At 34.4% G+C, this 24,630-nt stretch carries 20 protein-coding genes; 3 read left to right on the top strand and 17 right to left on the bottom strand.

What is annotated here, in order from left to right; all coding sequences use genetic code 11:
• Positions 1-152 precede the first annotated feature (152 nt).
• The 8 genes from FEF17_RS13780 to FEF17_RS13745 form a co-directional block, all read right to left on the bottom strand.
• The gene (locus tag FEF17_RS13780) at positions 153-854 is read right to left on the bottom strand and encodes a sulfite exporter TauE/SafE family protein (RefSeq protein ID WP_139002995.1); all 702 of its coding nucleotides are present in this window, start codon (positions 852-854) and stop codon (positions 153-155) included.
• A gap of 1 nt (position 855) precedes the next feature.
• The gene (locus tag FEF17_RS13775) at positions 856-1,302 is read right to left on the bottom strand and encodes a FixH family protein (RefSeq protein ID WP_139002994.1); all 447 of its coding nucleotides are present in this window, start codon (positions 1,300-1,302) and stop codon (positions 856-858) included.
• A 38-nt stretch (positions 1,303-1,340) separates the two neighbouring features.
• Positions 1,341-2,765: a cytochrome c oxidase accessory protein CcoG gene (ccoG, locus tag FEF17_RS13770; RefSeq protein ID WP_139002993.1), complete on the bottom strand. Its 1,425-nt coding sequence runs from the start codon at positions 2,763-2,765 to the stop codon at positions 1,341-1,343.
• Positions 2,766-2,849: 84 nt separating this feature from the next.
• The gene (locus tag FEF17_RS13765) at positions 2,850-3,794 is read right to left on the bottom strand and encodes a cbb3-type cytochrome c oxidase N-terminal domain-containing protein (RefSeq protein ID WP_139002992.1); all 945 of its coding nucleotides are present in this window, start codon (positions 3,792-3,794) and stop codon (positions 2,850-2,852) included.
• On the bottom strand, positions 3,791-3,976 hold the full coding sequence (locus FEF17_RS13760) for a CcoQ/FixQ family Cbb3-type cytochrome c oxidase assembly chaperone (protein ID WP_139002991.1): 186 nt from the start codon (positions 3,974-3,976) through the stop codon (positions 3,791-3,793). The genes FEF17_RS13765 and FEF17_RS13760 overlap by 4 nt, the downstream gene beginning before the upstream one ends.
• Before the next feature lie 5 nt (positions 3,977-3,981).
• Positions 3,982-6,174, bottom strand: coding sequence for a cytochrome-c oxidase, cbb3-type subunit I (gene ccoN / locus FEF17_RS13755; RefSeq protein WP_139002990.1), 2,193 nt, complete (start codon positions 6,172-6,174; stop codon positions 3,982-3,984).
• An 11-nt stretch (positions 6,175-6,185) separates the two neighbouring features.
• Positions 6,186-6,371 carry a cbb3-type cytochrome oxidase assembly protein CcoS gene (gene ccoS / locus FEF17_RS13750; RefSeq protein ID WP_139002989.1) on the bottom strand — a complete coding sequence of 62 codons (186 nt, stop codon included), beginning with the start codon at positions 6,369-6,371 and terminating at the stop codon, positions 6,186-6,188.
• A gap of 196 nt (positions 6,372-6,567) precedes the next feature.
• A complete protein-coding gene (locus tag FEF17_RS13745; protein ID WP_139003047.1) occupies positions 6,568-8,943 on the bottom strand; it encodes a heavy metal translocating P-type ATPase in 2,376 nt (791 codons plus the stop codon).
• Positions 8,944-9,050: 107 nt separating this feature from the next.
• Between FEF17_RS13745 and FEF17_RS13740 the strand changes: the two genes are divergently transcribed.
• The 3 genes from FEF17_RS13740 (at position 9,051) to FEF17_RS13730 (ending at position 12,413) form a co-directional block, all read left to right on the top strand.
• Complete coding sequence (locus FEF17_RS13740; RefSeq protein WP_139002988.1) at positions 9,051-9,728, top strand: Crp/Fnr family transcriptional regulator; 678 nt, start codon at positions 9,051-9,053, stop codon at positions 9,726-9,728.
• 88 nt (positions 9,729-9,816) lie between these two features.
• On the top strand, positions 9,817-10,944 hold the full coding sequence (locus FEF17_RS13735) for a vWA domain-containing protein (protein ID WP_139002987.1): 1,128 nt from the start codon (positions 9,817-9,819) through the stop codon (positions 10,942-10,944).
• 2 nt (positions 10,945-10,946) lie between these two features.
• Complete coding sequence (locus FEF17_RS13730) at positions 10,947-12,413, top strand: MoxR family ATPase (protein ID WP_139002986.1); 1,467 nt, start codon at positions 10,947-10,949, stop codon at positions 12,411-12,413.
• 2 nt (positions 12,414-12,415) lie between these two features.
• Here the strand turns inward: FEF17_RS13730 and FEF17_RS13725 are convergent, their stop codons facing one another.
• The 9 genes from FEF17_RS13725 to FEF17_RS13685 all read right to left on the bottom strand — a co-directional run bounded on the left by FEF17_RS13725 (position 12,416) and on the right by FEF17_RS13685 (position 24,445).
• The gene (locus tag FEF17_RS13725) at positions 12,416-12,991 is read right to left on the bottom strand and encodes a YdeI/OmpD-associated family protein (RefSeq protein WP_139002985.1); all 576 of its coding nucleotides are present in this window, start codon (positions 12,989-12,991) and stop codon (positions 12,416-12,418) included.
• 2 nt (positions 12,992-12,993) lie between these two features.
• A complete protein-coding gene (locus FEF17_RS13720; protein WP_139002984.1) occupies positions 12,994-14,640 on the bottom strand; it encodes a M1 family metallopeptidase in 1,647 nt (548 codons plus the stop codon).
• Positions 14,641-14,649: 9 nt separating this feature from the next.
• Positions 14,650-15,981 (bottom strand): M28 family peptidase, encoded by a 1,332-nt coding sequence (locus FEF17_RS13715; RefSeq protein ID WP_139002983.1) that lies wholly within the window; start codon positions 15,979-15,981, stop codon positions 14,650-14,652.
• Between the two features lie 103 nt (positions 15,982-16,084).
• Positions 16,085-17,887, bottom strand: coding sequence for an acyl-CoA dehydrogenase FadE (locus tag FEF17_RS13710; protein ID WP_139002982.1), 1,803 nt, complete (start codon positions 17,885-17,887; stop codon positions 16,085-16,087).
• Positions 17,888-17,891: 4 nt separating this feature from the next.
• A complete protein-coding gene (locus tag FEF17_RS13705; protein WP_139002981.1) occupies positions 17,892-19,082 on the bottom strand; it encodes an acetyl-CoA C-acyltransferase in 1,191 nt (396 codons plus the stop codon).
• A gap of 70 nt (positions 19,083-19,152) precedes the next feature.
• Positions 19,153-21,561, bottom strand: coding sequence for a 3-hydroxyacyl-CoA dehydrogenase/enoyl-CoA hydratase family protein (locus tag FEF17_RS13700; protein WP_139002980.1), 2,409 nt, complete (start codon positions 21,559-21,561; stop codon positions 19,153-19,155).
• Positions 21,562-21,570: 9 nt separating this feature from the next.
• Positions 21,571-22,014 carry a MarR family winged helix-turn-helix transcriptional regulator gene (locus FEF17_RS13695; protein ID WP_139002979.1) on the bottom strand — a complete coding sequence of 148 codons (444 nt, stop codon included), beginning with the start codon at positions 22,012-22,014 and terminating at the stop codon, positions 21,571-21,573.
• 133 nt (positions 22,015-22,147) lie between these two features.
• On the bottom strand, positions 22,148-22,543 hold the full coding sequence (locus tag FEF17_RS13690; protein WP_139002978.1) for a DUF1761 family protein: 396 nt from the start codon (positions 22,541-22,543) through the stop codon (positions 22,148-22,150).
• Between the two features lie 132 nt (positions 22,544-22,675).
• On the bottom strand, positions 22,676-24,445 hold the full coding sequence (locus FEF17_RS13685) for an AMP-dependent synthetase/ligase (RefSeq protein WP_139002977.1): 1,770 nt from the start codon (positions 24,443-24,445) through the stop codon (positions 22,676-22,678).
• Positions 24,446-24,630: the final 185 nt, after the last annotated feature.

Below are 24,630 nucleotides of genomic sequence, written 5' to 3'. Positions count from 1 at the left end.
TACATCAGTAAATAAAACTATTGATTTTGTAAATAACACTCATAAATATTTCTTATGGAACAGTTTTAGTTTACTTAAACAGTAGATAATTAATTATATAAATTAATTTTCAAAGTCAAAAACCAACAAATAATAAGGCAGTTTTAATTCTTTTAATGGCAATTAACACCATTGGAAACCATATCGTAGACCGGAGCAGGAGAGAGGTAAGGAATACCTAGGCCTAAACCACGTATGATAAAAAGTACGCCAATAAAAACAACAAATACCGGAATAATTTTTTGGATGTATCGTCTAGCAGAACCTTTTAGAAAATGGCTTAAATATATGGCTGTAGTCATAAGAGGAATAGTCCCTAAACCAAAAATGGTCATATATAAACTGCCATTAGCAGCATTACCACCAGCCATTGCGGCAATCAATGCCATGTAAACTAGACCGCAGGGTAAAAAACCATTCAAGAAACCAATTGTTAAAAACGTGTCCATCGTTTTCTTTTTTAGTGCCGATCCTAAGGCCGATTTTACTTTTGAAATGGCTTTATAAACAGGTTTAGAAAAATTATATTTATTAAATGTCTTTTGAGGAATGAGTACCACTAATATCATTAGTATTCCAATTACTATGGAGAGTTGTTGTTGAAATCCAAATATGTAAAGACTTTTACCAATTAGGCCAAATACAAGTCCAATAATGCTATATGCTAATAGCCTGCCAAAATGGTAAATAGTTATTTGTGATACTTTTTTAAGGGAATTACTTCTGTCCACAGGCAACATAAAGGCAATGGGACCGCACATGCCTATGCAATGAAAACTCCCCAGTAAACCTAATATGAAGGCAGATAATAGCATGCTAATAATTTATAGATTCTTTAAATAAATATGATTTTCCATTATATTGCCAATCAATAATAATGTTCCAACGACCATCTACCAAACGTTTGTCAGGTATGAGCAAATATGGATTAGACAATGAAATAGCAGTTTCAAAGTCTAGTTGTTTGTTAGATGGTCTATATAGGAACATTTTTCCTTTGATTTTGGTGTAGTCTAGTTCTTTTGGAAATTTTATTAATAAGCCATCTGTAGTTTTTTGATAGCCAATATTATTCTCTAAAGTTTCAGAATTTTTAAGCTTGTTAATTTCATTTTGATATTGCAATTCATCAGCATAATAATCCTCACTAACCAAGTCATGGTTATACTTGTCATTAATATTCATGCTCACAATAAAGTACATTATAAAGGCAATAAAGCCAATAAATGCTAATACAATTCCGGTACCCCAATTAATTTTCATAATCTTTATGTTTTGGTATTAATTCATAATGTTACTAGTTATTTAAAACTACGTGGACCTAAAAAATTGGCCGTGGTAGTTTCAATAAGTTTATCATCTTTAAATACACCTATTTTAATTTTATTTCTATCTCCAGATAATGCTGAATTATTAATCTCAATAAACAAAGTTCCTTCAGCTATTCCCTGGCGTGGTACTATGAAATCTTCGCTTGTGGAAACTAGTCTTAAAGTGCCTTTGTGAGACATCAGTTTAAATGTCACCTGATTAATATCATTACTAGTTTTATTTACCAATTTATAAGTAAACACATTACTAATTATATTATTCTCTTTATGTTCATACAACTGTCCAGGTAATCTTAAAACATTGGCTTCAACATCGTTTCGTAAAAACAACATGCCAATTAACAAACCAATCAATATAGATAGAACAGCTATGTAACCTTTTATTCTTGGTGTGAGCTTGAATTTTGTGTTATTCTCAATTTCTTCCTCACTAGCATAACGAATCAAACCTTTTGGTAAATTAATGCTTTCCATTATATGGTCGCATTCATCTATACAAGCTGTACAGTTTACACACTCGAGTTGTGTACCGTTTCTAATATCAATTCCCGTTGGGCAAACATGCACACATTGCATACAATCTATACAATCGCCATGGCCTAAAGCTTCTCGATCTTCATTTTTTCTAAATTTCTTTCTGCCACTTTCGCCTTCTCCACGTTTGTGGTCGTAAGCCACAACAATAGATTTAGTATCTAATAAAACACCTTGTAATCTTCCATAGGGACATGCAATAATACATACTTGCTCTCTAAACCATGCAAACACAAAATAAAAGACCCCCGTAAAAATTAATAGAGAAATTAAGGTGCTCACATTCTCTAAAGGTCCTTCTGTTATATGTTCTATAAGTTTATCACTACCTATTAAATAAGCTAAAAACACATTGGCTATTAAAAATGAGATAAATGCAAATACTATAAACTTTATACCTCTTTTTCTAATTTTTTCAGCATCCCACTTTTGTCTATCTAGTTTGCGCTGTTTGTTTCTATCACCTTCAATCCAGTATTCGATGCGCCTAAAAACCATTTCCATAAAAATAGTTTGCGGACATATCCATCCACAAAATATGCGACCAAATGCCACTGTAAAGAGTGTGATAAATACGACCCCAATCAACATGGAAATTACAAATAAATGAAAGTCCTGAGGCCAAAATGGAAATCCGAAAATATTAAAACGACGTTCCAATACATTGAACATTAAGAATTGGTTGCCGTTTATTTTTAAGAATGGAGATAAAAACAAGAAAGCTAACAATAAGTAGCTCACATATTTTCTATATTCATAAAATCTACCACTAGGTTTTTTCGGAAATACCCATGCGCGCTTACCATCTTCGGTAATAGTGCCAATAGAATCTCTAAATATTTCGTCTTTTGGGGTTTCCACAGTTTTTTTGATTTAGAAACCAGTCAAGTTTTGCAACATGACTGGTTATCTAGAATTAGCATAGTTTAAGTTAGCTAAATACTTTTATTCTGAAATAATAGAATTCGTTACAGTCTCAGAAGTTTCTTTTGTACTAGCCTCTTCTATTGCTGTATTTTCATCTACCCAAATATCACCTTCTGCATCTTTAGGATTTGCAGGTGTAGTGCCTTGAAAACTTAGAACATAACTAGATACTTGAGCCATTTCTAGTGGTTTAAGTTGTGTTTTCCAAGGAATCATTCCTTTTCCAGAGCGTCCACCTTCAGATACTGTTTTGAAAATATTCTTAATACCGCCTCCTAATATCCAATGCTCATCTGTTAAGTTTGGTCCAATACCACCACCACCATCTGCCATATGACAAGCTACACAATTTGTTTCAAAAATCGTCTTGCCAGAGGCTAAGTCGGATGCATCTGTTAGTAATGTTACTGTATTGATATCTACTAAATTCTTTGCAGTTTTCTTATACTGTTCTATGGCTAATCTCGCATCAGCCAATTCAGTTTCCAATTCATCATATTGACTGTCTCCATCAAAAATGTGATATCTTACTAGGTATATAGCTGCAAAAATTATAGTTGCATAAAACCCATATAACCACCAAGGAGGAAGGTTATTATCTAGCTCTTTGATGCCATCATAATTATGGTCCAAAATAATTTCCCCTTCTTCTTCAAGAGGTTTCTGTCCGAGAAGTTTAATATAAGTTTCTTTTAACCAAGTAAACTTAAACGAGTTTTCTTTTTCAGCTAAAAAGCGCGCTTTTGCTTCTTTATCAAGTTTATGAAGCATCACATTTTCTAAAGCACCAATAATGGCTTCAATTGCTATGAGAATTAAAAGTACTAAAAGTAAGAAGAGCATTACTGGAGGATATTCTATAAACGCAGGTTTTTCTCCAGAATCAATATAGAATTCTACGGCTCCAAAAATAATAAAGAATGCTACTGGAACACGAATCCAAGATGGAACTAAATTTCTCATAATATATCGTCGTTTTGGTTGTCTAATGGAAGGTTACTCACACTTTTTATATAGTCTTTCTTAGCAGTTGCTACCCACCAAAATAAGACTACAAAAAAGATGAAAAATATAAGTAAGGAGATGATTGGGTATATTTCAATCCCAGTGATACTCTCCATATGATTTTTTACAAATTTTAGCATGATGTTTAGTTTTGAGCCGATTCTACGTTAATATCTGTTCCTAATCGTTGCAAGTAGGCAATAAGTGCTACAATTTCACGATTTTTCATTTCTATGAAGTCTTCACCATTATCCGAGGCATATTCTTTATCAGCTTCATAATTCTTGGCAAAATCTGGATCGCTGTATAAGTTTTGCTCAATTTGTGCTCCCTGTTCTAACATACTCTGTTGAGCATTCACGATATCCTCTTCTGTGTATGGAACCCCCAGGGTTACCATAACTTCCATTTTGGCTTCAGTTTGAGACTTATCTAATTCACTACTGCTGCCTGTAATTAGCCATGGATAACGTGGCATAATTGATCCAGAAGATGTGCTTTGAGGATCGTACATATGGTTAAAGTGCCAATTATCAGAGTACTTACCACCTATACGATGTAAATCTGGTCCTGTACGTTTACTTCCCCACAAGAACGGGTGATCGTAAACAAACTCTCCTGCTTTGGAGTATTCTCCATAGCGTTCTACTTCGCTTCTAAAAGGACGAATCATTTGTGAGTGACAACCCACACAACCTTCACGAATGTAAATGTCTCGACCCTCTAGTTCTAATGGTGTATATGGGTGCACACTTGCAATAGTTGGGATGTTAGACTTTACCATAATGGTTGGTACAATCTGAATGATACCACCAATTAAAATAGCAACTGTTGCTAATAAAGTTAGTTGAATAGGTCTTCTTTCTAACCAAGTATGCCATCCTTCGCTAGATGTACGTTTTTTTGTTACCCGCTCAAGAGCTGGAGCTTCAGCTAGTTCATCTTGTACGCTACTACCATTCCTTACGGTAGCAATGACGTTATACACCAAAATTAGCATACCAACAATATAAAGTGTACCACCAATAGCACGCATCCAATACATTGGGATAATCTCTGTAACTGTTTCTAAGAAGTTGCCATAAACCAAAGTACCATCAGGGTTAAATTGCTTCCACATACTAGCCTGTGTAAATCCAGCAACATACATAGGTAAAGCATATATTATGATACCTAAAGTGCCTAACCAGAAGTGTAAATTAGCTAAGCCTAAAGAGTAAAGTTTTGTTTTAAATAGTCTCGGAATTAAGTAATAAATAATACCAAATGCCATAAATCCATTCCATGCGAGCGCACCAACATGCACGTGTGCAATAATCCAATCGGTAAAGTGAGCAATCGCATTTACGTTTTTAAGTGATAGAGTAGGTCCTTCAAAAGTTGCCATACCATATCCCGTAATAGCCACGACCATAAATTTTAAAACTGGATCAGTACGTACTTTATCCCATGCTCCACGTAACGTTAAAAGTCCGTTTATCATACCACCCCAAGAAGGCATTAATAGCATTACTGAGAAAGCTACACCTAAATTTTGCGCCCATTCTGGTAAGGCAGTGTACAATAAGTGATGAGGTCCTGCCCAAATGTATATAAAGATTAACGACCAGAAGTGAACAATAGATAGTCTATAAGAATACACAGGTCTGTTGGCTGCTTTAGGCACAAAATAGTACATTAAGCCTAAAAACGGTGTGGTTAAGAAGAAAGCCACGGCATTATGTCCGTACCACCATTGTACCAAGGCATCTTGAACACCAGCATAAACAGAGTAACTCTTCAGTCCACTCACAGGTAATTCTAAACTATTAAAAATATGAAGCACTGCAACCGTAATAAAAGTAGCTAGGTAAAACCATACTGCCACATATAAATGACGTTGACGACGCTTTAAAATCGTCCAAATCATATTCACACCAAAAACTACCCAAATTAGGGCGATTGCAATATCTATCGGCCATTCTAATTCAGCGTATTCTTTAGATGTGGTGTAACCTAATGGCAGTGAAATCGCCGCAGCAACAATAATTAATTGCCAACCCCAAAAGTTAATATTACTTAATAGGTCGCTTGCCATACGTGTTTTTAATAAACGTTGCAAGGAATAGTAAATACCAGCAAACATGGCGTTTCCTACAAAAGCAAAAATAACTGCGTTTGTATGTAAAGGCCTCAATCGACCAAAACTAAGCCACGAAATCCCATCCGTAAGGTTCGGGAATAAAAACATAAAGGCCAAAATAAGGCCTACAAGCATTCCAACAACACCAAAAATTATTGTTGCGTAGAGAAATTTGGTAACGATTTTATTATCGTAATGAAATTGTTGCATTTCCATAATTATAATTGTTATTCTTCTTTGGTTAGTATCGTTTTATTGGATTTGTCTTTAATTAATTCGTCTTCAAATAACATGCGCACCGAAGGTGTGTAGCTGTCGTCAAACTGCCCACGCTTCACCGCAACAATAAAGGCTATAAAAAAAACAATAGCCACTATAATACTTATAGCTAGTAAAATATATATAACACTCATACCTAATTGAAGTTATGTTTCAAAAGTAATTTCATAGTTCATTATAAAAGATGACATTTGTCATGTTAATACAATTTTCTTTGGCGTTTCCCTGTCAGGTCGGGCTATTCACTAGAAGTCCTCACACTTCCTTCGTCAGGCTGTAACCTATCCGTTGCTATTATTAGCGCACTTCCCGCTAAATTCGGTAATAACTTCATTTTAATTGTCGCCCTAAAACATTGGTGCAAATTGTGGTAAATACCACAATACTAATTGAGCTTAAAGGCATTAAAATTGCAGCAATCACTGGGGCTAATTGCCCTGTAACTGCAAAATAAAGCCCAACGCTGTTATAAATTAGTGATAGTAAAAAGCTCCACTTTATAATTTTTATAGCCGATTTTGAAGCCTTAATGAAATGATATAGTTGATTAAATTTTGCAGCATCCATAATCGCATCACAAGCCGGCGAAAACACATTCACATTCTCCGAAACCGCAATCCCAACATTGCTCTGTGCCAAAGCACCTGCATCATTTAAACCATCTCCAATCATCAGCACTTTAGCACCAGAATTTTGATGGTGTTTTATATACTCTAGCTTATCTTCAGGTTTCTGATTAAAAAATAATTTTGTTTTAGCGGGCAGTAGCTTCGTTAAATTCTCTTGCTCACCAGAATTATCCCCAGAAAGAATAACTAAATCATAATCCTTTTTCAGTTTATTAAATAATTTAGAAAGCCCTTTTCTATACTTGTTGTAAAATGTGAACCTCCCTTTGTAGGTATTATTGGTACTTATATGGACTGCGGTATTTAAAGTAGCAGTTTCAGAAGTATAACCGACAAAAGGCGCAGAACCAATTTTTATAGAATCTTGATCGTGTTTGGCTTCAATACCTTTACCGATATGCTCTTCGTAAGCATCTAAAGTCACAATATCATTTTCATTTAAAAGGGAGTATAACGACCTACTTAATGGATGATTAGAATTTCGGAGCGTACTTTTTAAAAGTGATTCTTCATCCCCCGAAAGTTCAACCCCATCATAGGTAATAGATGTTTCTTTATTAGCTGTAATAGTTCCTGTTTTATCAAAAATAATGGTGTCAATTCCAGCTAATTGCTCAACAACTGAAGCATTTTTAGCGTAAAATTTTAGCTTACCAAAAATGCGTAGCATGTTGCCAAACGTAAAAGGTGCAGCCAAAGCAATGGCGCAAGGACATGCAATTATTAAGACTGCTGTAAATACATTCAAGGCTTTTGAGGAATCTACAAACATCCAATATGTTGTCGCAATTAAGGCAATGCTTAAAACAGCATAAGTAAATCGCTTACTAATGGCATTAGTTAAAGTTGTAAAACCATCTTCTTTATTTTTGCTAAACACATCATTACTCCATAATTGCGTCAAGTAACTTTGTTCGACAGTTTTTAAAACATCAACTTCAATACTGCCATTTAGTTGTTTTCCTCCAGCGAATAATTTATCTCCAGATTGTTTTGATACAGCCTCAGATTCTCCAGTAACAAAACTATAATCAATGCGGGCTTTTCCTTTTATCAAAATACAATCCACAGGAATCAATTCTTCATTTCTAATTAAAAGTCTATCACCTTTTTTAATATCATAAACTTGAATAGATGATTCAGAATTATCAGAATCAATTTTGGTAATTCCAATAGGGAAGTAGGATTTGTAGTCGCGTTCAAAAGACAAAAAGCTATAGGTTTTCTGCTGAAAAAACTTTCCAAGTAATAAAAAGAAAATAAGACCTGATAAACTATCAAAAAATCCGGTGCCTATATCCAGAACTATTTCGGCTGTGCTTCTAATAAATAATACTGCGGCACCCAAAGCTATGGGTACATCTATATTTAAAATTTTAGAGCGTAACCCTTTATATGCTGAAATGAAATAATCTTGTGCAGAGTAAAAAAAAACAGGTAACGAAAACGCAAACATCAACCATCTAAAAACGGGTGCGTATTTTTCAATCCAAAATCCACTCACCTGAAAATACTCAGGAAATGACAAAAACATTATGTTTCCAAAAGCAAAACCAGCAACACCTAGCTTATAAATAAGAGAGCGGTCTACATTCTTTTTTCCAACGCTATAATCATCTAAGCTTATAAAAGGCTCATAGCCAATACTACTTAAAAGTTTAACTAAATCTTTTAAAGAAAAATGTTCCGTATGATAATTGACCCGAACTGTTTTCTTTCCAAAATTCACGATTGATGAAATTATAGAAGGATGTAATTTATTTAGGTTTTCCAAAATCCAAATACAAGAACTGCAATGAATATGTGGTATGTATAAGGTGACAATTTGTGTTCTGCCATCATTAAATTCAAGCAGGTTTTCAACAATCTTAGAGTTGTCTAAAAAGTTATATTTACCTTCTATTTCTTTTGGAGTTGCCCCTGGAGCTTGCTGTAAATCGTAATAGCAAGTTAAATTGTTTTCGGAGAAAATCTCATACACAGTTTTGCAACCGTTACAACAAAACGATTTGTCATCATATATAATTTTGGAAGATGATGAATCTAACCCACAGTGGAAACATGTCTTTGTTTCTATAATATTTGCTCTTTTATACCTTATGCAAAGGTTGAAAGTTAGTGTTTTTTTTAATATGATATTTGTCATGTTTTCGTTATTTTTACGCTACAATCAAATTAATTGGAATGGGAAAATGTGAACAGTGCATCATCAAGCAGTTTAACTCACTAAAGTCATTGACGAAGGAAGAGTTAATAAGAATTTCTGGATGTAAAACTTCTAAGATTATAAAAAAAGGAGAGGTTATTTTTGAAGAAGGAGATTCTATAAATGGTGTTTATTGTGTGAAAGATGGTATTTGCAAGCTTTCTAAGCTCAGTGAAAATGGAAAAGACCAAATTGTTAAAATGGTTGTAAAAGGTCAGTTGATTGGTCAACGTTCTTTAGTAACAAACGAAAGTTCAAATTTACAAGCTACTGCTCTAAATGATATGGAAGTTTGTTTTATCCCAAGAGCAGAAATTATTGCAGATTTGCAGAAGAACCCTAAATTTTCTTTTGATCTTTTAAAGGACATGGCTAATGATTTAAGGGAGGCAGATGATATTATTGTTAATATGGCTCAAAAGTCTGTGAAACAACGTTTAGCTGAAACTTTAATTTATATTCATGAAAGCTTTGGTGTAAATCCTGATGGAACCCTTAGTGTTTTATTATCTAGAGAAGATTATGCCAATATAGTTGGGACAGCAACAGAGTCTGCTATTAGAGTATTGTCTCAGTTTAAAAAAGAAGGTTTCATTTCTACAGTTGGTAAGTTTATCAAAATTGAGAATTTGAATGGACTTAAAAGGGTGGAGTAATACCTATTTGATATTCTTCTTACGCTATAGATAAATCTAATTCTAATATTTTACTTTTTCATTAAAAATGTAGTATTTTTAAAGTGCTATGTTAAATGATAAAATTTTCAGAAAGGGCTTCGTATTTCAATCTTACAGAACTCAAGAACAATCTCCTTTCGACAAACTATTCGAAATTTTCAAGGAATTAATAACGCATACTTCAGGAGATTTTGATGAGGCTATCGATTGGCTTCGAGAGTTAGATAAAGAATACAAACTAACTACTTCAGATTACACTATTGAAGATTTTATTGAAGACCTTAAAAATAAGGGGTATTTAAGAGAGGAGATAGATACCGATGGTAATGGCTCATTAGAAATTACTGCCAAGACAGAACGTGCTATTCGGCAACAAGCTTTAGACCATATTTTTGGAAAAATAAAACGAAGTGGGCAAGGTAATCACAAGAGTAAAAGCCCTGGAATAGGTGATGAGCATACTGGTGATTATAGAGGATATCAGTTTGGAGATGCCTTGGATAAGGTGTCTATGACGGAGAGTCTCAAGAATGCTCAAATAAATCATGGAATTGGAGATTTTATAATGTCTGAAGACGATTTAGTTGTTGAGGAAACATTGCATAAAACTCAAATGAGTACCGTTCTAATGATTGATATAAGTCATAGTATGATACTGTATGGGGAAGACCGTATTACACCAGCTAAAAAAGTCGCCATGGCATTGGCCGAATTAATAACAACGCGTTACCCTAAGGATACCTTGGATATTTTAGTTTTTGGTAACGATGCTTGGCAAATAGAAATTAAAGATTTACCATATTTAAAAGTAGGGCCATTTCATACCAATACCGTAGCAGGATTGGAATTGGCAATGGATTTGTTGAGACGTAAGCGGAATACCAACAAGCAAATATTTATGATAACAGATGGTAAACCAAGTTGTTTGCGTTTACCAGATGGTGAATATTATAAAAATAGCATGGGTTTAGATTCTCACATTGTGAATAAGTGTTATATGATGGCGCAGCAAGCACGGAAACTGCATATTCCTATAACGACTTTTATGATTGCAAAGGACAATTATCTTATGCAATTCGTTCGAGAATTTACCTATGCAAATCAAGGAAAAGCATTTTACACTGGAATAAAAGGGCTAGGTGAAATGATTTTTGAAGATTACGAAACAAATAGAAAAAAAAGAATAAGAGGATAACTATGAATATTAAAAAACTTAAAACCTTAGGTGATTTAAAAGAAGCTAAATACAAAAGTAAATCAATAAAAGATGAATTACGTGATAACTTAGTTGAAAAACTTAGAAAAAAGGAGGATACTTTCGAAGGTGTTCATGGTTACGAAAATACAGTTATTCCAGAACTAGAGCGCGCCATTCTTTCTCGACACAATATAAATTTGTTGGGTCTTCGTGGACAGGCAAAAACGCGACTTGCTCGACTAATGCTTAACTTACTTGATGAATATATTCCAATCATAAAAGGGTCAGAAATTAATGATGACCCTTTTAATCCAATATCTCGGTATGCAACCGAATTAATAAATGAAAAGAAAGATGCTACTCCAATATCTTGGTTACATAGAAGTGAACGTTTTGCTGAAAAACTTGCCACACCAGACGTTACCGTTGCAGACATAATTGGTGATGTAGATCCTATAAAAGCGGCTAATTTGAAATTAAGTTATGCCGATGACCGGGTGATTCATTATGGTATGATTCCTCGAGCCAATCGCTGTATTTTTGTAATTAATGAGCTACCCGATTTGCAGGCTAGAATACAGGTGGCACTGTTCAATATTTTGCAGGAAGGCGATATTCAAATTAGGGGATTTAAACTGAGGTTACCATTAGATATCCAATTCTTATTTACTGCAAATCCTGAGGATTATACAAATAGAGGCAGTATTGTTACACCTTTAAAAGATAGAATAGGTTCACAAATTCTAACACACTATCCGACAGATATCGAAACAGCAAGGGCGATAACTGAACAGGAAGCAAAGTTGGTTGAATCTCAAAAGAAATCAGTTTTGGTTCCCGATTTAGCCAGAGACTTACTTGAACAAATTGTTTTTGAAGCACGTGATAATGATTTTATTGATACTAAAAGCGGTGTTAGTGCTCGATTAAGTATCACAGCTTTAGAGAACTTGCTCAGTACCGCGGAGCGGAGAGCACTTATAACCGGAGATAAAATTACCATGGTTCGTTTAAGTGATTTTGTTGGTGTTATTCCTTCGGTAACCGGTAAGGTTGAATTAGTCTATGAGGGTGAACAGGAAGGAGCTGCTGTAGTGGCATATAATTTGATTGGAGAAGCAGTTAAGAGTTTATTTGTTGAGTTTTTTCCGAAAGTAGAGAAGCTTAAAAAGCAAGAAGAAGAAAGCCCCTATGATGATATTATTTCATGGTTTTTCAATCAGTCTGATGGATTTGAATTATTAGACGACCTAAGAGATAAAGAATATAAAAGTTTACTTAACAGTATTTCTCCTCTAGATGATTTGCTTGGTGAATATCAGCCAAATTTAAGTCAGCAAGATAGTTACTTTGTAAAAGAATTTGTATTATGGGCTTTAGTAGAGTTTAAGCAATTAAGCAAACAGCGTTTTACTGAGGGTATACAGTTTAAAGACCCTTATGGCAGTTTTATTAGTGGTATTTAAAATCACCAATTGTCTCTGCTCTTAATATTTGCTTTACAAAGTCTAATGATTTCAGTAATACGATTCAGCCGAGTTTCATCTCGCTTAGCACTATATAACCATGATAAATAACTTTTTCGGTATCCTTTAGAAAAGTTTTGATAGTTTTGAAAAGCTACATGATTGTTATCAAAAGCATTTTGTAAATCTGCTGGAATTATGCCATTTTCAACATTATCCATGGCAGTCCATGTTCCTATTGCTTTTGCTAGAGCAATAATTTTATAACCAGATTCATGAATCAAGCCTTCTTTGGTTAATTCCTTAACATACTTTTTATTTAAAGCGCTCCAAGTACTTTTTGGGTTTCGAGGACAAAAATATTGGCGCCGTTTTCCATTACCTAGGCTTTTTACAGTTGAATCTATCCAACCGAAGCAGATGGCAACTTTAACGGCTTCTTCCCAACGCATTGTAGGGATATTTAGTTCCAACTTGTAAAATATCAAATAAACCCCTTTTTCTTTATTATGGTTATTTATTAACCAATTATACCAATCGGTATCACGTTCAAAATGAATTTCAGGTAGGTCTTTCAAAATTATATCTCTTTTGAATACACATAAAAGTCTTTATCAATTTCAAAAGTACCAACCTGTTCGTCGAGCATTAATTCTTTCCATTCAGACTTAGGAAATAGCCATTGTGAATTTCCGTTAATAGAAACCTGAATAGGCATGTCGAATTTTTCTATAATATTTGTCCATCTATACTTTAGCTTTTTACCATATTTTTGGTATTCCAGAGTGGGGATTTTAATGGTTCTTAAATATTGATTAAAAAACTCAGTTAAATCATAGCCTGTTTGCTTACTTATATAATCTTCAACTTGTTTAGTTGTTACTGTTTGATGATAAAAAGTAGTATTAAGTCCAATCAATATTTTTCGCCATTTTTCATCATCTTCAATAAGCTGCCTTAATGTATGAAGCATGTTGGCTCCTTTATAATACATGTCTCCAGAACCTTCTTTGTTAACATTATAATGTCCAATTAATGGTTTATCATTCATAATGTTCTTTCGAGTGCCTATAACATATTCAGAAGAAGCTTCCTTTCCATAGTAATAATCTAGAAACAAATTTTCAGAATAGGCGGTAAACCCTTCATGAATCCACATGTCTGCTATATCTTTATTCGTAATATTATTAGCAAACCACTCATGACCACCTTCGTGAATAATGATAAAGTCGAATTTTAGTCCCCATCCAGTTCCAGATAAATCGTTTCCTAAATACCCTTTTTTATATTGATTGCCATAAGTCACAGAACTTTGGTGCTCCATACCAAGATAAGGCACTTCAACAAGTTTAAAACTGTCTGCATAAAAAGGATATTGGCCAAACCAATATTCGAATGCTTCTATCATTTTTGGAGCATCCTTAAAATGTTCTTTGGCTTTTCCAAGATTATCTCTTAAAACATAATAATCCATATCTAGGTTTCCGCCAAGGCCGTCATAAACTTCAGAAAAGTTAACATAATCTCCAATATTTATGTTTACACCATAATTATTTATTGGATTTTTTACTATCCAATGATAGGTTTTGGTATCTCCAATGCGCTCTACCAATCGTAATCTTCCATTGGAAACATTGATTAACTTATCAGGAACATTGACACTTATTTGCATACTGTCGACCTCATCATACATATGGTCTTTACAAGGCCACCAAACACTTGCTCCTAAGCCTTGACAAGAAGATGCAATAAAATGATTTCCGTTATTATCTTTCTTCCAAGAAATACCTCCATCCCACGGTGCTCGCACAGCCTCTTTAGGATACCCTTCATAATAAACGTCAAGACTGTTTAGCTCATTAATCTTTTGTGGTTGGTTTAATGTAATGAAATATGCATTTCCTTCGTCTTTAATTTTTAACTCTTCTTCATTCTGTATAACTTTAATAATCTTCATAGGAGATTGTAAGTCGATTTGCATCACCGAGTATTCTTTCAAGACTTTATACTGAATGGTGTTTTTACCAGAAATGAATTTTTTATCAGGATCCACTTTAATATCTAAATGATAATAAGTTAAATCCCACCATTCGCGTTCTGCGGTGATACTACCTCTAAGGGTATCTTGTCTAGTGAAAATTGTCTTTTCTTGTAAAAGTTCTTGCGAATTGGTAAACAAAGAAGCAAAAAACAATAATCCGGAAAAGATTTGTCTAAGATGATTCATATTAAAAATTTAACGCATTAATTTATTTGGAAACACTACCGGACTTTCAAATCCATTATCGCCAATAGCTGCAATTCCAAAGAAATAATTATCAATAACAATTCCATCTAAGGTAAATTCTGAAACATCTACAACATATCGACAATAATCCCAAGTAGGAGATGTAGTATCTCGCCAGTATATTTTATAACCTTTTGCACCTTCAACCTTATTCCATTTAAATTTAACTGAGGGCTCAACAACACCACCGATAGCAACCTCTTTGGGGGCTGGCGGTGCCCAAGCTAAACTTGCTAAATTAATTGCGTTCACCGATGTTAACTTTTTAGCATACCCAAAATTAACATGTTCAATAACATCTCCATATTTTATACCGTTTTCCTCTCGGATATCCTGATGTTGTTGTGTGTAGTTTTCATGAGTTTCCATAATACGAATACCAGGATAACCAAGATCATTAAACGGACGATGATGACCACCACGACCAAATCTATCTAAACGATACACCATCATGGGATTCATTTCAGGCATGTATATCTTCGTGTTTTTATGAACGTAGCGTGCTAATTGTCTTGAAATACCATCAACTTCACCTCCATAAAAACGACGCAGTTTTCGCTGTCTCTCGGTTTCAGTAGGAGGGACAGGTTCTGAGAAAATTCTAAATGATCTATTGTCAATCACGCCATCTACACCTTTAATGTTTCCAATCATATCATTATTGAGAATACCAATGATATCCCAATTGTTATCCTTTGCATATTTTGCCAATCCTGCACCACCAAATAGACCTTGTTCCTCTCCTGATAGTCCAACATAAACAATACTACTCTCAAATTTATATTTTGAAAGGACTCTAGCGGCCTCAATGGTTCCAGCCATGCCAGAGGCGTTGTCGTTTGCGCCAGGAGCATCGATTGTAAAATTCATAGTGTTACTAGCTCTTGAATCAATATCACCGCTCATTATAACATAACGGTTTGGATATTTTGTGCCTCTTTGAATGGCTACAACATTAACTATCCAAGCATCATGAGGCACACGTTTATTGCCTTCTTTAGTTACAAAATCTTTTTGGTAAAATACCTCAAGACATTCATCGCACTTATTTGAAATTGTTTCAAACTTCTTTTTAATCCAGCGCCTTGCTGCTCCTATGCCTCGCGTTTCTGAAATAGTATCACTGAAGGTATTTCTAGTCCCAAAATTTACTAAGGTTTGAATATTATTTTGAATGCGTTCTGCCGAAACAGCTTCGATAATATTATAAATATCGTTCGGATTTTGACTATGTGTGAAATTTAAATATAACAGGAGGGTAAAACATAGAAGTTTTTTCATAACATATATTTTCCAACTAAATTAATAAAAAAACGCCTCAAAAATTAATTTAAGACGCCTTTTACATTTGAATTAGTCACATAAAATGGTTAGTATTTTAAATTCAAAAACAATACTTATTTTCATTAATCACTTTTTCAGCAATTATATGTCTTAGTTCAATAATATTTGGCATGTTTACATATTTAATATAACGCTTTAGACCCATAAGCATCATGCGTTGTTCGTCCCCGGTAGAAAAAGAAATAATGGAATGCTTACCAGCTGTTTCAATAACATCTATGGCATGGAATAGATTTAATTTAGCCATGGCAATTTGCTCTTTTACATTATCTTCTCCTTCTTTATTAGCCATTTTTTCAGCTCGAAGAATGGCTGATTCGGCTAAATAGATTTGAATTAAAATATCTGAAGCAGCAAGCATTAATTGCTGTTGTTTCTCTATCTTTTCACCGTATTTTTGCAAAGTTGCCCCAGCAACCATCAAAAATAATTTCTTCAAGTTTTTTATTATGTTTTTTTCTTCTGAAAAAAGCTCTGAATAATCTGGAACATCAAATGAAGGAATGCCCATAAGTTCTTCCTTTACAGCCATGGCAGGTTCCAGAACATTGACATGCCCTTTCATAGCTTTTTTGATTAACATGCCAATAGAAAGCATTCTATTGATTTCGTTCGTACCTTCATAAATTCTTGAAATACGTGCATCTCTCCAGGCGGATTCAATTGGTGTTTCCTCTGAAAACCCCATACCACCAAATATTTGAATACCTTCATCTGTACATTTCTGAACAAATTCTGAAACAGCAACTTTAAGGATGGAACACTCAATGGCATACTCTTCTACACCTTTAAGTTCTGCTTCTTGGTGTGTATCTTTTCCATTATTTTGTCGAAGTGTAATTCTATCTTCAATATCTTTAGAAGCTCTATAAGTCGCAGCTTCTCCTACCCAACAATTGGTAGCCATTTCTGCAATTTTTTGTCTTATAGCTCCAAAACTTGATATAGGTGTTTTAAATTGGATGCGTTCATTGGCATATTTTACCGATTCTGTAATAGTTCGTCTTTGTGCATCTAAACATGCAGCGGCTAATTTTATTCGACCGACATTTAAGGCATTCATAGCAATTTTAAAACCATTGCCTCTTGTAGAAAGCATATTTTCAACAGGAACTACAGTATCATTAAAGAAAACCTGTCGTGTAGAAGAAGCCCGAATCCCTAGTTTATGTTCTTCTTCTCCCATGGTAATTCCATTAGGGTTTTCTGGGTCGTATTCAACAATAAAACCGGTGATGTTTTTATCATCTTCAATACGAGCAAAAACAATCATTACACTACAAAAACCTGCGTTTGAAATCCACATTTTTTGCCCCGTAATTTTATAAGTTTTGCCATCTTGAGAAAGAACAGCTTTTGTTTTTCCAGAATTGGCATCACTCCCAGCACTTGGTTCAGTAAGGCAGTAGGATCCGAACCATTCTCCTGAGGCTAATTTTGGCACGTATTTTTGTTTTTGCTCTTCATTACCATAAAGTGTAATTGGCATGGTGCCAATACCTGTATGTGCTCCAAAAGCTGTACTAAATGAACCAGTAGCACCCGAAATATAATCACATACCAAGCAAGTGTCTACAAAACCCATTCCCATACCTCCGTATGCTTCTGGAACAGAAATACTAAGGAAACCTAGTTCTCCCGCTTGTCGCATACAAGACTCGGTGAGCGCATAGTCTTTTTGTTCAAACTGTGCTTTTTTTGCCCAAATTTCTCTATCGACAAATTCGGTAACAGCTTCTTTCATCATAAGCTGATCCTCATTAAAATCTTCTGGTGTAAAAATGTTTTCACAACTAGTTTCTTTCACTAGAAATTGACCACCTCTTAAAATTTCTTTTTCCATTTTTTTAATTTAAAAATTCAAAAATACCACACGCTCCTTGACCAGTACCAACGCACATGGTAACAGCACCATATTTCCCTGTCATATTTCTTTTTCTCATTTCATCAAATAATTGCACAGATAGTTTTGCTCCTGTACAACCCAAAGGATGTCCAAGTGCAATTGCCCCTCCGTTAACGTTTATAATATCTGGGTTTAGGTTGAGTTCTCTAATAACAGCCAATGACTGAGAAGCAAATGCTTCATTTAATTCAATGAGTTCTAAATCATCTTGTTTAAGGCCTGCTTGCTGTAATGCCTTTGGAATGGCTTTAACAGGGCCAATTCCCATAATTCTAGGTTCCACACCAGCAGCTGCATAATTTACTAATCTAGCAATAGGTTCTAGATTGAGTTCTTTTACCATATCCTCACTCATAACCATAACGAACGCTGCACCATCACTCATTTGTGATGAGTTTCCTGCTGTTACACTTCCGCCTTGAGCAAATACAGGTCGCAGTTTTGCAAGTGCTGATAGATTAGTTCCGGCACGAGGGCCTTCATCTTTTGTTACAGTATATTTTTTTGTTTGCTTTTTCCCGCTGTCGTCAACATAAGTTTGTTCTACTTCAATAGGCACAATCTGATCTTGAAAACGATTTTCGGCTTGAGCCTTTAAAGCTTTCATATGTGAACTATAAGCGAACTCGTCTTGATCTTCTCTAGAGACTTTAAATTGGTTAGCAACTGCTTCTGCAGTGTTTCCCATGCCCCAATAATAATCTTCATTACCATTTTTAACAATGTCATAGTTCAAATCGGTTTTAAAACCCGTCATAGGCACTGCACTCATGCTTTCGGCACCACCAGCAATAATGCAATCTGCCATACCCGCCTGAATTTTTGCCGTTGCAATACCAATGGTTTCGATTCCAGAAGAGCAAAATCGGTTAACTGTAACTCCTGGTACATCTACGATATCTAATCCCATTAAAGAAATTAGACGAGCCATATTAAGTCCTTGTGAACCTTCTGGCATAGCATTACCTACTATAACATCATCAATACGTTTTTTATCAAGTTCTGGTAATTCATTAACCATATATTGAATGGTCTCTGCTGCTAATTCGTCCGTTCTTTTAAACCGAAAAACACCTTTGGGAGCTTTTCCTACTGCAGTTCTATATGCTTTTACTATATATGCTTGTTTCATTTATTTTAGATTTTTAGATAATTAGATTTTAAGATTAGTTAGATTTATAAAAATCTAAAAGTCTGAGTATCTAGTTTCTTAAAGGTTTTCCTTTGGTTAGCATGTGCTGAATACGTTCCAAGGTTTTTCGCTCTGTACATAAACTTAAAAAGGCTTCTCGCTCTAGATCTAGTAAATATTGTTCACTTACCAGAGTAGGTTCGGATAAATCACCACCTGCCATGACGTATGCTAGTTTGTTAGCTATTTTATGATCATGCGCACTAATGTAATTACTGTCTTCCATAGCGTCCGTACCAACCAAGAACATAGCCAGCGCTTGTTTTCCTAAGACTTTTACATCTTTACGCTTAACAGGTTGTGTGTAACCTGCATCGGCCATAAGTTTAGCATGAGCTTTAGCTGTCGCAATTTGCCTGTCTTTATTAACGACGACAATATCTTTTCCTTTTTGAAGGACTCCAAGATCGAAAGCTTCATATGCCGAGGTTGAGACCTTCGCCATACCTATGGTAAGGAAGTACTCCTGTAAAACGTTTAATTCTACGTCACCCTTGCGGAAAGTATCTGAAGCACGTAGTGCCATTTCTTTTGAGCCAGCACCTCCAGGAATAACTCCAACACCAAACTCAACAAGCCCCATATATGTTTCTGCTGCTGCGACTACTTTATCGGCATGCATAGATAGTTCACAGGCACCACCTAAAGCCATGCCATGTGGCGTTGAAACTGTAGGAATAGAGGAATAACGCATGCGCATCATAGTATCTTGAAAGTATCTAATAGCAGCATTTAATTCTTCATATTCTTGTTCCACTGCCATCATAAAGATCATACCAATATTGGCGCCAACTGAGAAATTGGCGCCTTGGTTTCCAATAACTAATCCCTCAAAGTCTTTTTCTGCTATGTCGACGGCTTTATTAAGTCCAGTAAGAACGTCGCCACCAATAGTGTTCATCTTAGATTGGAATTCACAATTCAATATACCATCACCTAAGTCTTCTATTACTACGCCGGAATTTTTAAATACTTCATTTGATTTTCTAATGTTATCTAAAATGATAAACGCATCTTGTCCAGGAACTTTGGTTTGAGTTTTGGAAGGAATGTCATAATAATAGGTCGTTCCATTTTGAATAGTATAAAATGATAAGTTACCAGAACTTACCATATTATTAACCCAATCGGCAACTTGTAAGCCTTCGGATTTAATTAATTCTAAACCTTTTTCAACACCAATAGCATCCCAAATTTGAAATGGTCCGTGTTCCCAACCAAAACCTGCTTTCATTGCATCATCGATCTTATAAAGATCATCCGATATCTCAGGAATTCTATTTGAAACGTAAGCAAATAATGCAGCAAATGTTTTACGATAAAAATCACCTGCCTTATCTTTTCCTGTAATGAGTATTTTAAACCTATCAATAACTTTGTCTACCGATTTGGTTAATTCTAATGTTTGAAATTTTGCTTTTTTAGAAGATCTATATTCGAGCGTATTGAGGTCTAGAGATAAAATTTCCTTTTTAACATCGTCTGAAATATGTTTTTTATAAAAACCTTGTCCTGTTTTGCTTCCTAACCACTTGTTTTCAACCATTGCGGCTATGAAATCTGGTAATTGAAATAGTTCTAAGCGTTCATCATTTTTGCAATTATCTGCAATACCATTAGCAACATGAACAAGTGTATCTAAGCCAACAACATCAACCGTTCTAAAGGTAGCCGACTTAGGTCTACCTATTACAGGACCTGTTAATTTATCTACGTCTTCAATTGTTAAATTCATGTCTTTTACTACATGAAATAGACTCATGATACTAAAGATTCCAATTCTATTTCCAATAAAGGCTGGCGTGTCCTTAGCTATTACTGATGTTTTTCCAAGGAATTGTTCACCATAATTATTTAAAAAATCCAGAACAGATTGTTCTGTTTTAGGTCCTGGGATGATTTCAAATAGTTTTAGGTAACGCGCAGGGTTAAAAAAATGGGTTCCACAGAAATGCTTTTGAAAATCATCACTTCTACCTTCACTCATAAATTTAATTGGAATACCCGAGGTATTACTCGTAATTAAAGTACCAGGTTTTCTGTATTTTTCTAATTTTTCAAAAACTTGTTTTTTAATATCAAGTCTTTCAACAACCACTTCCATAATCCAATCTGCTTCCGAAACTTTAACAATATCATCCTCAAGGTTACCTGTTGTTATCCTACTTGCAAATTTTTGATGATAAATAGGAGAGGGCTTTGACTTGAGAGATGCAGATAATGCATCATTTACCAAACGGTTTCTTACAACTTTGTCTTCTAAACTTAAGCCTTTTGCTTTTTCCTTATCATTAAGCTCTCTTGGAATAATATCTAGCAATAAAACCTCAGCACCAATATTTGCAAAGTGACAAGCTATACCACTTCCCATAATACCTGAACCTATAATTGCTATTTTCTTAATTCTTCTTTTACTCATTTTGAGTTATTATTGATTTTGATTGTAAATTTTTTTATTAGCTATCATATCATTAATGAGCTCTGCAACTTCATAAAAATGATCGATTTTTTCTTTCGAAATTTTGTTGCGTATAGCCTCATTAAAGTTTAATACTTTATCACGGGAGAGAGCTCTTTTCTCTCGACCAAATTCTGTTAAATGAATAATAACGCCTCGACCATCATTAGGGTTGGGTTTTCTTTCAATAACTCCACGTTCGTCCATAGTTTTTAAGATTCGAGAAAGACTAGTAGCTTCCATACCCATTTTAGGACCAAGAGCGGTCGATGCCGTTCCTTTTTCAGGATCTATGCTTAATAATGTAAAACCTGTTGCCATGGTACTATCAAACTTACTGGCTTCTTCATTATACATTTTTTGAACAGCAAGCCATGTTGTTCTTAATACGTATTCAATCGTTTTATCTTTCATATAATTAGGTTGGTGGGTCAAATATAAAAAAAAATACTATGCATGCATAGTATTTTTTGATTTATTAATTAAATCTAGAGGGAATAAAAAAACCACCTTATTACGAGGTGGTTTTTAGTTTTAATTATATGTATTAGTCACTCATTTTTCCATTTATCGTACCTATAATAGCACCAATTATAGCCGTCATAACAATCGAAATCCCAACGTCCATAGCAAACATTTGTCCTGTTGCGTCAGAATTCATTGCCATATTAAAGAAGTTAAAGTATAGTCCCATGAAAAGACCAATAATGGCACCAGCTTTAGCACCTGTTGCAGCCGTTGTAATTTGAGCCCACTTCGTATAAACATAGGCAATGAAAAGACCAAAGGTTATGCATCCCAAAAATATCATAATCATGGTGTTTGAACTTTCCTCGGGCTGAGGGAAAAAATCCTTAAAGAGAATACCATAGAACAGCCAACCTAAAAAGAAATCGACTATGCCTCCAACAATTCCAGCTACTAGAAAATTTTTTGTTTTCATTTTTTTTAAATTATTAGTTAGTGAGTTAAAAATATTAAAAAAATATGAAATATATAATAAATAACACTATTAATTAATGATATCTTAAAATATTGTAGTATAAATTACATAAAAAACAATGGAGTCAATAAGCTAAGGTCTGTAAATTAGTTCGATTAAATCGGAATATTTTTCTTTAATAATGCTTCTCCTCATTTTCAAAGTAGGGGTGAGATGTCCAGCATCAATGGTCCATAAATCAGGTGTTAGTTTGAAAACCTTTATCTGTTCCCACTTGCCAAATTTACTGTTGCATTTATTTATTTCTTTTTGAATTCTTGAATATACAATCTCAGAAGAAGATATTTCTAATTCAGAAATTCCAATAGGATGATTTTTTCTATCAATCCATTCTTTTAAATATTCAAAATTTGGTTGTATTAAGGCTGCGGGCATTTTTTCACCCTCGCCAATGACCATAGCTTGCTCTACAAAACGCGATTGTTTTAGTTCGTTTTCGAGAAGGGTGGGTACCACATACTTTCCACCAGAGGTTTTAAACATTTCCTTTTTGCGACCTGTAATTTTTAAAAAACCATCAGAGTCAATTTCTCCCTTATCTCCAGTATGAAAATAATCACCTGTCATAACTTCCGCAGTTTTTTCTGGATCTTTGTAATAACCCATCATGATATTTGGTCCTTTACAGAGTATCTCCCCATCATCAGCTATTTTTACTTCAACACCGTCCAATGGTTTACCTACATAGCCAATTTTCCATGTATTATTCCGTCTATCACTTACAGTAACTCCAGGAGAAGTTTCAGTGAGTCCGTAACATTCCATAATGGGTAAGCCAGCAGCTCCAAAAATATGTCCTAAACGTGGTGTTAATGCGGCACTTCCAGATGCCATAAAAACAATGTTACCACCCATCGCTTCTTGCCACTTACTAAATATTAATTTACGAGCAATTGATAACTTAAATTCGTACCACCAACCATTTTTACCATAGGGTTCATATGTTTCACCAAGCTTTACAGCCCAATAAAAGAGCCCCTTTTTTATACCAGTAAGTTCTTCAGCCTTAGCCATTATTTTATCATAGACTTTTTCAACCAATCGCGGAACTAGTGTGATAACATTTGGTTTCACTTCCTTTAAATTATCTCCAATTTTATCTATACTCTCAGCAAAATAAATTGAAATACAGCAGTATTGACAAACATAGAGGTATACCCTCTCGAATATGTGACATATTGGAAGGAAACTTAATGTTTTGTCACCAACCTCTAAAGGAAATCTTTTTTCAACAGCAAATACGTTTGATGCAATATTCCAATGGGAAAGCATAACTCCCTTAGGTTTTCCGGTTGTTCCTGAGGTGTAAATTATTGTAGCTAAATCTGAAGGTTTTACAGCATCTTTTCGAGCATCTAATTCCTTTTGATTCGAGGTGTCATTACCAAGTTTAAAAAGAGCTGCATAATTTTCGCAGCCTTTAATGGAATCAAAAGAGTAGACTTCTTTTAGTTTTGTTTTGCTCTTTATTTTATTTATTTTTTCTAGAACTACTTCATCAGATACAAAGCAATAGATAGATTCACTATGATTAAGAATATATTCATAATCTTCGGCACAAATGGTAGGGTAAATAGGAATACTTTGCGCTCCTGTTTGTAATATCCCAATATCTACAATATGCCATTCTGTTCTGTTGTTCGAAGAGATAACGGCAATTTTATCATCTTTCTTTACGCCCAGTTTAAGAAGTGCTCTGCTTAAAGCATTTGCTTTATCTAAATATTCCTTAGTACTTGTTTTAACCCAAGTTCCATCATATTTAGTAACTAATGAACTGTCTAAAGGTCCATTTTCCAATTGATAATATGGGAAATCGAATAATCTTGTTACTTCTGCCATAAATAGTCCTGTAAAATCTAGTATTGCAAAGTATGAAATTAAAAAGGATTTTCAAATAATGTATAAATGAAGTGATTGATAGGTTAAATGGTTTGTTAATTCATAAAAAACAATTTTCATCTTTCTTGAGATTTTTATTAAAATTGAAGAAAATCATGAAATATTATATTCTTTATTCATTAAAA

The sequence above is a fragment of the Hyunsoonleella aestuarii genome (assembly GCF_006148925.1).
Taxonomy (GTDB): domain Bacteria; phylum Bacteroidota; class Bacteroidia; order Flavobacteriales; family Flavobacteriaceae; genus Algibacter_D; species Algibacter_D aestuarii.
Note: the sequence above shows the minus strand (reverse complement) of the source record. Positions and strands in the feature narration are given on the sequence as shown.